General features: G+C 41.8%; 9 protein-coding genes. 4 read left to right on the top strand and 5 right to left on the bottom strand.

Translation table 11 applies throughout. From position 1 onward, the window contains the following. Positions 1-12: 12 nt before the first annotated feature. The 3 genes from nrdA to ubiG all read right to left on the bottom strand — a co-directional run bounded on the left by nrdA (position 13) and on the right by ubiG (position 4,249). Positions 13-2,301, bottom strand: a complete 2,289-nt coding sequence (gene nrdA, locus AB4238_RS15000) for a class 1a ribonucleoside-diphosphate reductase subunit alpha (RefSeq protein ID WP_372034150.1) — start codon at positions 2,299-2,301, stop codon at positions 13-15. Between the two features lie 546 nt (positions 2,302-2,847). Continuing rightward, a complete protein-coding gene (locus AB4238_RS14995) occupies positions 2,848-3,546 on the bottom strand; it encodes an HAD family hydrolase (protein WP_372034149.1) in 699 nt (232 codons plus the stop codon). Next, a complete protein-coding gene (gene ubiG, locus AB4238_RS14990) occupies positions 3,539-4,249 on the bottom strand; it encodes a bifunctional 2-polyprenyl-6-hydroxyphenol methylase/3-demethylubiquinol 3-O-methyltransferase UbiG (RefSeq protein ID WP_372034148.1) in 711 nt (236 codons plus the stop codon). Before ubiG ends, AB4238_RS14995 begins: the two co-directional genes overlap by 8 nt. A gap of 290 nt (positions 4,250-4,539) precedes the next feature. Between ubiG and gyrA the strand changes: the two genes are divergently transcribed. Beyond that, positions 4,540-7,230 (top strand): DNA gyrase subunit A, encoded by a 2,691-nt coding sequence (gyrA, locus tag AB4238_RS14985; RefSeq protein ID WP_372034147.1) that lies wholly within the window; start codon positions 4,540-4,542, stop codon positions 7,228-7,230. Positions 7,231-7,308: 78 nt separating this feature from the next. Here gyrA and AB4238_RS14980 read toward each other — a convergent pair whose 3' ends face one another. After that, the gene (locus AB4238_RS14980) at positions 7,309-8,469 is read right to left on the bottom strand and encodes a serine hydrolase domain-containing protein (RefSeq protein ID WP_372034146.1); all 1,161 of its coding nucleotides are present in this window, start codon (positions 8,467-8,469) and stop codon (positions 7,309-7,311) included. Positions 8,470-8,823: 354 nt separating this feature from the next. Between AB4238_RS14980 and serC the strand changes: the two genes are divergently transcribed. Further along, positions 8,824-9,915, top strand: a complete 1,092-nt coding sequence (gene serC / locus AB4238_RS14975) for a 3-phosphoserine/phosphohydroxythreonine transaminase (RefSeq protein ID WP_372034145.1) — start codon at positions 8,824-8,826, stop codon at positions 9,913-9,915. Between the two features lie 60 nt (positions 9,916-9,975). Here serC and AB4238_RS14970 read toward each other — a convergent pair whose 3' ends face one another. Then, entirely contained in the window at positions 9,976-11,166 is a 1,191-nt protein-coding gene (locus AB4238_RS14970) for an amino acid aminotransferase (RefSeq protein WP_372034144.1), read from the bottom strand. 428 nt (positions 11,167-11,594) lie between these two features. On the opposite strand from AB4238_RS14970, the gene aroA reads away from it, so the two are divergent. Both aroA and cmk read left to right on the top strand, forming a co-directional pair. Next, positions 11,595-12,875, top strand: a complete 1,281-nt coding sequence (aroA, locus tag AB4238_RS14965) for a 3-phosphoshikimate 1-carboxyvinyltransferase (protein WP_372034143.1) — start codon at positions 11,595-11,597, stop codon at positions 12,873-12,875. Positions 12,876-13,055: 180 nt separating this feature from the next. After that, a complete protein-coding gene (gene cmk / locus AB4238_RS14960) occupies positions 13,056-13,748 on the top strand; it encodes a (d)CMP kinase (RefSeq protein WP_020912588.1) in 693 nt (230 codons plus the stop codon). Positions 13,749-13,809: the final 61 nt, after the last annotated feature.

Below are 13,809 nucleotides of genomic sequence, written 5' to 3'. Positions count from 1 at the left end.
AAATCCGTTGGATTAGATCTTACATGCGCCACCAGCGCAACTGTCATCTTCTACTTCAATGGCAGTGATATCGTCATGACTATCTGAAGCTCCATCACGGGTATTGTGATAGTAAAGTGTTTTCACACCATATTTGTAGGCGGTCAATAGATCCTTTAGCAGGACCTTCATCGGCACCTTACCATCAGGGAAACGACCCGGATCGTAATTCGTGTTAGCCGAAATAGATTGATCAACAAACTTTTGCATCAAACCAACTAACTGGATATAGCCATCATTGTTTGGCATTTGCCATAAGAGTTCATAGCTGTACTGATATTTATCAAAATCTGGAACAACTTGTTTAAGTTGACCATCTTTACTTGCCTTAACGCTGATTAAACCGCGTGGTGGTTCAATACCGTTGGTTGCGTTAGAGATTTGAGATGAAGTCTCAGATGGCATCAATGCAGAAACTGTAGAATTACGCAGTCCATGTGTTTTAATCTCTTCGCGTAGTGATTCCCAGTCCATATGTAATGGTTCATCACAGATCTTATCAAGATCTCGCTTGTAGGTATCAATCGGCAAGATACCCTTAGAGTATGTAGTCTCATGGAACGAAGGACACGCGCCTTGCTCTTTTGCCAAATTGTTTGAAGCTTTTAACAAATAGTACTGAATCGCCTCAAACGTTTTATGAGTAATACTGTTCGCTGAGCCGTCAGAATAACGTACACCTTCTTTAGCAAGGTAATTGGCAAAGTTAATTACTCCAATACCTAAGGTACGACGATTCATCGATGCTTTCTCAGCAGAGATGATTGGATAATCTTGATAATCTAGTAAGTTATCCAGTGCTCGTACAGCTAGGTCCGCTAAAGGTTCAAGCTCCTCTAGATTTTTAATTGCGCCTAGGTTTAACGCAGAAAGCGTACAAAGGGCAATTTCACCATCAGGATCATTAATGTTATTCAGTGGCTTAGTTGGTAAAGCAATCTCTAAACACAAGTTAGATTGACGAACTGGAGCGACTTTAGAATCAAATGGGCTATGTGTATTACAGTGATCGACATTCTGTATATAGATTCGACCCGTTGACGCACGCTCTTGCATCATTAATGAAAACAGCTCGACGGCTTTGATTTGTTGCTTACGAATACTTTCGTCTGCTTCATACTTCAAATAAAGACGTTCAAACTCATCTTGATCTTCAAAGAATGCATCATACATACCAGGAACGTCAGATGGGCTGAACAAGCTGATCATGCCACCTTGGATCATACGTTGATACATCAACTTGTTGATTTGAACGCCGTAATCTAAATGACGGATACGGTTGTCGTCTACACCACGGTTGTTCTTTAACACGAGTAGTGATTCAACTTCTAAATGCCAAATAGGGTAGAACAGGGTTGCAGCTCCGCCACGAACGCCACCTTGCGAACAAGATTTTACTGCAGTTTGGAAGTACTTATAAAAAGGTAAGCAACCTGTATGGAATGCTTCACCACCGCGAATAGGACTACCTAATGCACGAATACGACCTGCGTTAACGCCGATCCCGGCTCGCTGCGACACATATTTAACGATTGAAGATGAGGTGGCGTTAATTGAATCTAAGCTGTCACCGCACTCAATCAATACACATGAGCTAAATTGGCGAGTAGGGGTACGAACACCAGCCATAATCGGTGTAGGAAGCGAAATCTTGAACATAGAGGTCGCATCGTAAAAATCTTTTATGTATTTAAGACGAGTCTCTTTTGGATATTTCGCGAATAGACATGCGGCAACCAAGATATAAAGGAACTGAGCGCTTTCATAAATTTCATGAGTGACACGGTTCTGAACTAAATACTTACCTTCTAACTGCTTAACGGCAGCGTAAGAAAAGTTCATGTCGCGCCAGTGATCAATATAACCGCCTAAAATGTCGATCTCTTCGCGGCTATAATCTTCAAGTATATGGGCGTCGTACTTGCCTAACTCAATAAGCTTAACCACATGGTCAAATAGTTTTGGTGGTTCAAACTGTCCAAATGCTTTTTTACGTAAATGGAAAATGGCAAGTCTGGCTGCTAAAAACTGGTAATCAGGCGCTTCAGGCGAGATTAAATCTGCAGCTGCTTTAATGATAGTCTCGTGAATAGCCTCTGTCGGGATCCCTTCGAAAAACTGTAGGTGAGAACGTAATTCAACTTCAGAGACTGACACGTTGGTGAGTCCTTTAGCTGCCCATTCTATAACACGATGGATCTTGTCAAGATCAATGGTTTCACGTTCGCCACTACGTTTTGTGACTGTCATATTGCTATTCATTAAAGATAAACCTTGGTTCTTATATTTATGAAAGTGACCTGTATAGGCGCACTGTACGTTTCCCTGTAAACAATCCAAATAAAACTGTAAAACAGTGGCATCCAATCTGTTGACACAACCTACTAACTAGTGTCTACGATTGTCACTCACACACAATATATGGTGTTTTAAAATTTCTAAGGTACAAGATAGTGAGGTTATTGGATTTTTGCAAGTATGAATTGTGGGTACAAGTTGTGGATATCTTGAGGATAATTGTTAGGGTTAGTAATAGCTAACCCTTGAAGCTTGTTTTGATTTGAGTTCTCCGTTGAAGATGAATATTTAGCCAGCCAAAAAACTTGTTGAAGATCGCAGGATCTTATAGCGATCTTCATCTCTAATAATCCAGATCGAATGCTTATAGCCGTTCTACTTGAAGATGCAGGATTCAGTGGGAATTTAATGGGCTTTAATCACAGGTTCTTTGCTCCATGCTGAACCTAAGCACCTACATCCATGTAGGCGAGGCATTGATTGCGATTAATGGTCGTTCCCTTAGTAAAATCAATATATATTTAGATGGTTTTTAAGCCATCTGCTTAGGGCGTATGGATCACCAAAACTGACGTCGCTTGGCCATTCTATAATTGCATCATCGGGTCCAATATACCCCCATTCTGCGAGCCCCGCATGCATACCGCAAGCTTTCGCTGCCTGCATATCTCGCTCAGCATCACCAAGATAGAGGATCTGTTCTGGTCTGACTGACAACTGCTGCGCAGCGAGTAGCATTGGCGCTGTGTGAGGTTTTGAATGCAAAGTACTATCGCCACTCACTATTGTTGGCATGCGTTTATCAAAGCCCATTTTAATCATCAGTGGACGGGTAAACCTAGCAGGTTTATTAGTGACAACCCCAAATGGAATGTTTTGCTCAGACAGTAAGTTTAAAAAAGCATCCAAGCCAGCGAAAAGCTGACAATGCTTACCGTTTACTTGGGGATAGTTTGCTAACAGAGCTGATTGTACTTGAGCATGCATAGCTTCGTTTTGCTCAGGCAATGCTGTTTGCACTAAAGCTAAACTACCATGTGACGCTTGATAACGAAGCTCATTGCTATTAACTGCAGCAAAACCGAACTGTGTAAGGCTAATGTTGAGTGCCTCAATCATATCTGGTGCAGTGTCGGCTAATGTGCCATCAAGATCAAAAAGCACCCCTTTAATGGCGAGGCGCTTGTCTGTTAAGTGACAATCAGTCATTTTTAGTTGTTGCTATCATATAATTGACTTCTAAACTTTTTGTGTACTTAAACACATCGGTAATAGGGTTGTAGGTAATACCTACTGCATCGGTGCAGATCAGCTCGGCATTGTCAGCTAGACCTATCAGCTCCGAGGGTCTAATAAACTTATTGTGGTCATGGGTGCCGACCGGTAGCATTTTTAATAAATATTCGGCACCTAAAATAGTTTCTATGTAGGCTCGAATGTTTCTATTAATGGTGGAGAAAAATACATAGCCGCCAGGTTTAACCATATCGGCACATGCTTGGATGACTGAGCTTGGATCAGGCACATGTTCAAGCATTTCCATACAGGTGATGACATCATATTGTTGTCGGTGTTCATCACGATGGTTTTCGGCGGTATTTTTAATATAGTTTATTGAAACGCCAGTTTCTAATGCGTGCAAACGAGCAACATCAAGCGGTTCTTCGCCCATATCAAGGCCAGTAACATTCGCGCCTATGCGGGCCATGCTTTCCGATAAAATGCCACCACCGCAGCCTACATCGAGAACATTCTTACCAAAAATGCCAGCGGCAGTTTGATCTATATAGTTGAGGCGAAGAGGGTTGAGGTTATGCAGTGGTTTGAACTCTCCGTTTGGATCCCACCAGGTAGCAGCCATTTTTTCAAATTTTGCAATCTCTTCAAGATCGACATTATTATTGTTTTGCACAGTTTGTACCCCGAATCGATTAAATCATCTTTGTGCTCATTATAATGATTAGTAGCAATAAACAAAGCGGATATCACTGGCTTTTAAAGGATTAATTGAAAGTGGTGATTAAATGCACTTATGCCTTGATTTTAATCAATAGTATTGGCTTTTACCGCTTATTTAAAATGAATACAGTATTGGGTCTAGCGCCATCAAATAACTGTGTTAGAATGCCAAATCACGTTTTCAAGCATGGCCATTCTTAACAGTGAGAATAGCGTGCTAAATTTCAGGGGATCGAGCAGTTTATGACTGATCTGGCTTCATCTATAACACCAATTAATATTGAAGACGAATTAAAGAATTCTTACCTCGATTACGCTATGAGTGTAATCGTAGGCCGGGCACTGCCCGATGTTCGTGATGGCTTAAAGCCTGTTCACCGTCGCGTTTTATTCGCCATGAACGAATTGAAAAACGACTGGAACAAACCATATAAGAAATCGGCTCGTGTGGTCGGTGACGTAATCGGTAAGTATCACCCACATGGTGACACCGCGGTTTACGACACGATCGTTCGCTTAGCACAGCCATTCTCTATGAGATACCCGCTTATCGACGGCCAAGGAAACTTTGGTTCAGTTGATGGTGATGCAGCAGCTGCAATGCGTTATACCGAAATCCGTATGGACAAAGTCGCGCATCAATTACTAGCCGATCTTGAAAAAGAGACGGTTGACTTTGTACCTAACTATGATGGTACCGAGTTTATACCTGCTGTTTTACCAACACGCATACCGACATTACTCGTTAATGGTTCTTCAGGTATCGCGGTTGGTATGGCAACAAACATCCCACCTCATAATTTGAGTGAAGTAATTGCCGGTTGTTTAGCGCTTATTGAAGATCCTGCGTTATCAATCGAACAGTTAATGGAACATATTCCAGGACCTGACTTCCCAACAGCAGCTATCGTTAATGGTCGCAAGGGCATTATTGATGCTTATAAGACTGGCCGTGGCCGCGCAGTTATGCGTGCTAAAGCTGAAATTGAAGAAGAGAATGGTCGCGAACGTATTATTGTTCACGAAATTCCATATCAAGTTAACAAAGCCCGCCTTATCGAGAAGATGGCTGAGCTAGTTAAAGATAAAAAGATCGAAGGGATCAGTGGCCTACGCGATGAGTCTGATAAAGACGGTATGCGTATTGTTATTGAGATCAAACGTGGTGAAGTCGGCGAGGTTGTACTCAACAACTTATACGCTCAAACACAAATGCAATGCTCTTTTGGTATCAATATGGTTGCGTTGACTAACGGTCAACCAAAACTATTTAACCTTAAAGAGATGCTAGAGTGCTTTATTCTTCACCGCCGCGAAGTGGTTACGCGTCGTACCGTATTTGAACTACGTAAAGCCCGTGAACGCGCCCATATTTTGGAAGCGCTTGCAGTAGCACTAGCAAACATTGACCCTATCATTGCACTCATTAAAGCATCGCCAACGCCAGCTGAAGCTAAAGTTAAGCTTGTGGCACAAGGTTGGGAGCTTGGCCATGTTAAAGGCATGCTTGAAAAAGCCGGCGATGATGCCGCACGTCCTGAGTGGTTAGAGCCAGAATTTGGTATCCGTGATGACAAGTACTTCCTGACAGAACAGCAAGCTCAAGCAATTCTAGAGCTTCGCTTACACCGTCTAACAGGCCTTGAGCACGACAAGATCATTGCTGAGTATGAAGAGTTACTTGAAATCATCGCGGCGTTGCTACTTATTTTAAGCAGCCCACAACGTTTGATGGAAGTGATTACTGAAGAGCTACATGAAGTACTTGAAAACTTTGGCGATGAACGTCGCACAGTTATCAATGCTAATGAAGTTGATATGAGTCTTGAAGATCTCATCAACGAAGAGGACGTGGTAGTTACACTTTCTCATCTTGGCTATGCAAAATATCAAGCGCTTACAGATTACCAAGCGCAGCGCCGTGGTGGTAAGGGTAAAGCAGCAACTAAAGTTAAAGATGAAGATTTCGTCGAGAAACTATTGGTAGCAAATACCCACGACACTATTTTGTGTTTCTCTGACTTCGGTAAAATGTATTGGCTGAAAGTTTACCAATTGCCACTTGCAAGTCGTACTGCTCGTGGACGTCCAATTGTAAACTTATTACCACTTTCTGAAGGCGAGCGTATTACTGCTATTCTACCTGTACGTGAATATGCCGATGATAAATATATCATCATGGCAACCTCTCACGGAACCGTTAAGAAAACAGCGTTAACAGCCTACAGCAACCCTCGTGCTAACGGCATTATTGCTGTTAACTTGAAAGATGGTGACCAACTGATTGGTGTTGATATTACCGATGGTAATGACGATATCATGTTGTTCTCTAACGAAGGTAAAGTCGTTCGCTTTAACGAAAAAGCACGTAATGCTGAAACTGGTGAAGTGAAGATTGATCCAGAAACTGGAGAAGAGGTAATTGCACTGCGTGCGATGGGCCGTACTGCTACTGGTGTTCGTGGTATCAAGCTTGAAGATGGCCAAACCGTGGTATCGCTAATTGTGCCTAAAGAAGATGGCGCTATCTTGACGGTAACCGAAAATGGTTATGGTAAACGAACTGCACTGTCTGAGTACCCAGCTAAGAGCCGTGGTACAAAGGGTGTTGTTTCTATCAAAGTAAGCGAACGTAACGGTGCGGTTGTGGGTGCGGTACAAGTTGGTGAGAATGACGAGATCATGCTTATCAGCGACAAAGGTACCTTAGTTCGTACTCCTGCAACAGGTGTATCTAGTATTGGTCGTAATACTCAAGGTGTTACTATTATCCGTACCGCGGAAGATGAAAAAGTAGTAGGTCTGCAGCGTATTGATGAGATACAAGATGACGAAGTTGAACTTGATGAAGAGGGTAACCCTATCGTCAGCGAGGAGGTTACTGAAGTAGCTTCTGATGCAGAAGGTTCTGAATCAACAGAGTCTGAAGACTAAATAGCTAAACTTACTATCAAGTAAAAAAGGATGCCATTGGCATCCTTTTTTGTTTTAGTCAGGGTTAAATAAGAAATACTATTGTTTGTCGAGTTTATCAGCTTGTTTGAAAACATCTCGCCAGTATTGAGAACTAAGCTTTGCAATGACTCTCGACTCACCATTTAAAAGCATAGCCATTCCGATATTGAGCTCTGGAGAGTAGGATATTTCTGCAACGTAACCTGCGACCCATCCAGCATGATAGATTAAAGGTCGACCTTCAAACTCATAAACACGCCAACCCTTTCCGTAATGTGCGCTATCAAGGTAGGCGCGCCAATCTCTGCGTCTCAACTCTCGAGTGGTTTTAACGCCAGGTGTAGTGACATCCTTAAGCACGCTCTCTGATATTACACTTGGGTTTTGCCCAAGATTTGCCATAAGCCATTTGGACATGTCGCTAATGCTGGCATTAACACCAGCAGCAGGTGCGAGTTGATAGTAGTTCGGTTTAACTTTTACCTTTTTGAATCCAGACTTTGTTTTTACATGCGGTTCAGCTCTGTTTTTCGTATTTTGAAAAGCCTCGTAGCCTACCGACGCAGAACTCATTTTTAGTGGTGTAAAAATTCTGCGCTGTAAAAGTTCAGCATAGTTTTGATGGGTTTGTGTTTCTATCGCAGTTTGAATAAACGAAAAGGCTACATTTTGGTAGCCATAGCAGACTCCAGGGCTACACATTGGTGTAAGTTCATCAAACTTGGAGATAATTTTAGGCATTTTTACATTAGCATTTATTAAGTTGTCATAGCTGTTGGGCCATAGACCCGTACTATGTCCAATAATATGGCCTAGATTGATCTGTTTTGCTGCTTGCTTATCAGCAAGGTCAAACTCAGGAATATAGCTTATAACCGGTTGCTTCCAATCGAGCTTGTGTTCTTGAACTAGGATTGAAGCAAGTGTTCCAGCGAAAGTCTTAGACACTGATGCGAGTCTAAATACGGTTTCCGAGTTTACATTTTTACTCCCACCTTTAGTGCGCTTTCCGTAAGTACTTAACTTAAGTATTGTGTCTCCCTCAACGATAACAAATGCACCACCTGGTACCTTATTGGCTTTCATTTTACTGTGGAAATTGTGTTTGAAATTATCAGCAAGGACTTTGTATTCAGAGGTACTAGCAAAAGCTGCAGTGTTTGGTAACAAGGTAGCAATCGACAGAGAGCTGAATAATAAAAAGGGTCTTAAAAACATGTATGGATCCAATGAAAAATTATAATCATTCTTATATGGCTATTGTTGAGCATAAGGTTCCACAATACTAGTGGCTGTCTATCGTTTAAGGCTAGTTTTTGTTCAAATGAAATGACTTTAGTATTTTTAATATAAAAGAGGCTGTAAAGCTCCTGTAAAAAGCAATAATACGAATTTTAAAATGGGCAGCTAAAGTAAGGCGTTTAAATTATTACTCAATACAGCACTTTTACAAAACAGTGATTTATTAAAGTGAAACGACTTTTTCGTGTTAGCCACCAGATCGTTACGATATACTAAGAAAAGAATCTAAAAACCCATGTATAAACTGATCGATCATAAAAGGACAATACTGTGAGCGCTACTTTTAATTTCTGTGCTGGACCTGCCATGTTACCTCAACCAGTTATGCAAAAAGCACAGAGTGAGTTGTTAGACTGGAATAATATGGGAACCTCGGTGATGGAGATTAGCCACCGAAGTAAAGAGTTTATAGCGCTAACGACTCAAGCTGAAGCAGACCTACGACAGCTAATGGATATACCGTCAAATTATCATGTGCTCTTTATGCATGGCGGTGGGCGAGGTCAGTTTTCAGCTATTGCCAATAACTTTCTTGGAGATAACGGACAAGCGCTCTACCTTGTTGATGGCAGCTGGTCTTCAGCAGCAGTCGAAGAAGCTAAAAAACTGGCTGGTGAAGATAATATCGACACCATTAATATTGTCGAAAAAAGTAATGGCTTAAACAGCGTTTCTATACCTGAGTTATCAACTATCGATAAAGATTATCGATACCTACATTATTGCCCGAACGAGACTGTAGATGGTATAGAGATCTTTGACACTGTTAATAGCCCATGGCCCGTTATCGCTGATATGTCATCAAATATCTTGTCGCGAAAAATAGACGTAAGTCAGTTTGGCCTTATCTATGCTGGTGCACAAAAAAATATTGGTCCATCAGGTTTGAGTATTGTCATTGTTCGAGATGATATGTTGGTGCTTCCGAGCTTGCCGCAGTCTTCTATCATGGATTATAAGCTGGCAGTTAAACACGGTTCTATGTATAACACTCCGCCTACTTTTGCATGGTATCTAGCTGCAGAGGTTTTTGCTTGGCTAAAAGTGAGTGGTGGAGTAGAGGCTGTAGAACAAATTAATATTGAGAAAGCTAAGCGTCTGTATCACTGCATAGACGATCTTGATTTTTATACTAGTGGCGTTGCTAGCGGTAATCGCTCTCGTATGAATGTCACTTTCCAGCTGGTTAATACTCAGCTTGATAACCTATTTTTGGAAGAAGCTAAACAGGCTGGATTGGTTGCACTAAAAGGGCACCGTAGTGTAGGCGGAATGCGCGCGAGTATTTACAATGCCATGCCTATTGAAGGCGTCATTGAATTAGTGACCTTCATGCAGGCTTTTGCTAACAAACATAGCTAACGCGTAAATTAAAATATAAAAAGCCGCTATCAAAAGCGGCTTTTTAATGGCTTTTAAAGCTTAGAGTACTTTAGCAATCGATTTTGCTAAGTAATCAACATTCCCTGTTCCTATGCCCGCAATGCTTATACGGCTAGAGTCGACCATATAGACGCTGTAATCACTTTGAAGCTGTGCAACCTGCTTAGGGGTTATCCCTAAGAACGAGAACATACCTTTTTGCTCTGTGATGAAGTCGAAGTTACGAGTCACGCCTATCTCTTTTAGCTTATTAACTAACATGGCACGGTTGCCGTTAATGCGATCGCGCATAACTGTTAGCTCATCTAACCACTCTTGTTTTAGCTCATTTGAGCCCAGAATAGTTTCGACTATCGCGGCGCCATGGGCAGGCGGCATCGAATAGATACAACGCACAACATAAAGTAACACTGAGAAAGCAACATCACTAGCGGCAGCATCTTTACCTATGATGCTACAGGCGCCTATTCGTTCTCTATAAAGGCCGAAATTTTTTGAGCAAGAACTGCATAAGATCATGTTGTCGACAGTCGCAGCCATTTTGCGAACGCCGTATGCGTCTTCATCTACACCGTCCCCAAAACCTTGATAGGCCATATCAATTAGTGGGGTAAAACCTTGCTCGGCGGTAAGTTCGATAATCTCATCCCATTGTTGTTGGTTAAGATCCATTCCGCTTGGGTTATGGCAACAAGCATGCAGTAGTACCACATCATCGCTACCAATCTCTGACAGTGCAGATTTCATCTCTGCAAATTTTAGCGATTTAGTGTCGTAATCATAGTAAGGGTAGGTTTTAACAGTGATCCCAGCCGCTTCAAATAAGCCTGTATGGTTTGCCCATGTTGGATCGCTAACCCAAAGTACAGAGTTTGGATTACAGCGCTTAATAAAGTCAGCTGCCACTCTTAGTGCACCAGTGCCGCCTGGAGTAGACACAGTACGTACTCTATTAGCAAGAATAGCTTGGTTTTCTGCACCAAAAGCCAGTTCAGACATTAGGCGATTAAAGTCAGCTGAACCTGTTGGGCCGATGTAAACTTTTGTTGACTCAGTGTCTAAACGATACTTCTCTGCTTTCTTTACACAGGTAAGAATAGGCGTGTGACCTGATTCATCTTTATATACCCCAACACCTAGATCAACTTTCTGTGTATGATTATCTTCACGGTATTTAGTCAGTAATCCTAAAATTGGATCTGCAGGCATAGCGGTCAGTTTGTTGAACATAGCTCCATCTACCTCTTTGTTTATTGGCCTACTTTCTATAGCAAATAATGCCAATTTATTCAGTTATTCTTATATTACCTAGGGTAACGTAAAGTTGTAGTTATTTAATAGTGATCATCATGAATTTCGTTTAGTTAAAAATTGGCAATAATATATTCCAATACGTCTTTTTTTGAGCTGAGGTGTCATTTTCATCCCTAATAAATGCTTATTTCTACCACTTGAATAACTAATAAGCCTTAAAGGTGAGTTTTTAGCAAAAAAGTGTTGAATACTTCGCAGCAATCAGTAAATTTGTAACTACGAAGTTCAAACAATCGCTAAACCGCTGTCATTTTGTCGTGGTGACCTAACAAGCATTTAGCATGAACGTCTACTGTTAACCCGCAGGTGAGTTTGACTCCTGCAGTAAATTAAAGAAGTTATCAATGAATCAATTACGTTTAGAGCCTATCGAAAAAGTAAACGGGATCATTAATATCCCAGGATCTAAAAGCATTTCTAACCGCGCGCTGTTACTTGCAACGTTAGCCGAAGGGACCACGACATTAACAAACTTGCTCGATTCTGACGATATCCGCTATATGTTGGCATCACTCAAGCAATTAGGCGTGAACTATCGTTTATCAAATAACAACACAGTTTGTGAAGTTGATGGACTCGCTGGCACGCTTAACAGTGATGTTGCACAAACATTATTTTTGGGCAATGCAGGCACTGCTATGCGTCCACTTTGCGCAGCACTTACATTAGGCAATGGAGAGTTTACCTTAACCGGTGAACCTCGAATGGAAGAACGTCCCATTGGCGATCTGGTTGACTCATTACGCCAACTTGGCGCCGATGTTAGCTACTTAAAAAATGATGGCTTTCCGCCATTAACCATTAATGCTACGGGCTTGAGCGGCGGTGATGTTGAAATAGCGGGTGATCTCTCTAGTCAGTTCTTAACAGCTTTGCTCATGGTTGCACCGCTAGCGAAAGGTGATGTCAATATTAACATTAAAGGCGAACTAGTATCTAAGCCTTACATTGATATTACTTTAGCGTTAATGGCGCAGTTTGGTGTTAACGTTACCAATAATAGTTACACTTCTTTTGAAATCAAAACTGGCCAACGCTATACCAGTCCTGGAAAGCTATTGGTAGAAGGTGATGCGTCATCAGCATCTTACTTTCTTGCGGCAGGTGCAATTAAGGGCGGCGAAGTCAAAGTGACAGGTGTAGGCAAACTCAGTATTCAAGGTGATGTAAAGTTTGCTGATGTATTGGCGCAGATGGGCGCCGACATAGAGTGGGGCGATGACTACATTATTGCTCGTGGCTCGAAGTTAAACGCTGTTGATCTTGATATGAACCATATTCCGGATGCTGCAATGACAATTGCCACCGCGGCGCTGTTTGCAACCGGTACAACGCATATACGTAATATTTATAACTGGCGCATTAAAGAAACTGATCGCTTAGCGGCGATGGCTACTGAATTACGTAAAGTAGGGGCTATTGTTGATGAAGGACATGACTACATTAGTGTGACACCGCCAACCAAACCGCATACCGCTAATATTGATACTTACAACGATCATCGAATGGCGATGTGCTTTTCAATGTTAGCCTTTGCTGATTGTGGCATAACGATTAATGAACCTGAGTGTACCTCTAAAACTTTCCCTGATTACTTTAATCAGTTTAACGCGCTTGCAAACTAAAATACCTCCTCTAGTACATTAGGTTAAATGGTTCAGGTTTTTGTCATAAATCTGAACCATATCTTAATGATATCTCCGTTTATTTGAATTAGATGCCGCTTTCTCGCGTTACATGGTTTATAATGCGCGCGCTCATTTTCGGTTATATCAAGGAAGATTGAATTTCTTGTGGAGGATTTTATGTTAGAACGGGCTCCTGTTGTCACTGTTGACGGCCCTAGCGGTGCGGGAAAAGGTACTATTAGTCAATTACTTGCTGAGAAGTTAGGTTACAAGTTGTTAGATAGTGGTGCAATTTATCGCGTATTAGCATTAGCTGCTATTCATCACAACGTAGAACTTGATAATGAAGAATCGCTAACATTACTGGCTGCACATTTGGACGTGCAATTTATTACAGGTAATGAAAGCAAAGGCATTAAAGTGGTGCTGGAAGGCGAAGACGTATCAACGACGATACGCAGCCAAGAGTGCTCAAATGCTGCATCAAAAGTAGCGGCTTTCCCGCGTGTTAGAGAAGCATTGCTGCGTCGTCAGCGTGCTTTTGCTGAAGCACCAGGCTTGATAGCTGATGGGCGTGATATGGGAACGGTTGTTTTCCCTGCAACGCCAGCAAAACTTTTTTTGACTGCTAGTGCAGAGGAAAGGGCGCAAAGACGCTATAATCAGTTGCAGGACAATGGCTTCGATGTTAAAATCGATCAGCTTTTGTCTGAGATAAAAGAGCGTGATGATCGCGATATGAATCGCAGCGTCGCTCCTTTGGTGCCAGCCGAAGACGCACTTGTTATCGATACGACGAACATTTCTATTGAAGATGTGTTAGCTATGGCGCTGACTCATATTCATAAAAGTTTTCAAGTACCTGCGTAAGCAGGTATTTAACTATTTGCTCCAAGGATGAGGCAAATTATTATACTGACTCCGCGTCCAG

Origin of the sequence: Shewanella sp. 10N.286.45.A1, assembly GCF_041470405.1 — a bacterium.
GTDB lineage: Bacteria > Pseudomonadota > Gammaproteobacteria > Enterobacterales > Shewanellaceae > Shewanella.
The sequence above is the reverse complement of the archived record's forward strand: the minus strand, read 5'-3'. Positions and strand labels throughout refer to the sequence as shown.

Bases quoted from the DNA above. Each gene is read 5' to 3' on its own strand.
- nrdA (WP_372034150.1), bottom strand. From the start codon at position 2,301: ATGAATAGCAATATGACAGTCACAAAACGTAGTGGCGAACGTGAAACC.
- AB4238_RS14995 (WP_372034149.1), bottom strand. From the start codon at position 3,546: ATGACTGATTGTCACTTAACAGACAAGCGCCTCGCCATTAAAGGGGTG.
- gyrA (WP_372034147.1), top strand. From the start codon at position 4,540: ATGACTGATCTGGCTTCATCTATAACACCAATTAATATTGAAGACGAA.
- AB4238_RS14980 (WP_372034146.1), bottom strand. From the start codon at position 8,469: ATGTTTTTAAGACCCTTTTTATTATTCAGCTCTCTGTCGATTGCTACC.
- AB4238_RS14970 (WP_372034144.1), bottom strand. From the start codon at position 11,166: ATGTTCAACAAACTGACCGCTATGCCTGCAGATCCAATTTTAGGATTA.
- aroA (WP_372034143.1), top strand. From the start codon at position 11,595: ATGAATCAATTACGTTTAGAGCCTATCGAAAAAGTAAACGGGATCATT.
- cmk (WP_020912588.1), top strand. From the start codon at position 13,056: ATGTTAGAACGGGCTCCTGTTGTCACTGTTGACGGCCCTAGCGGTGCG.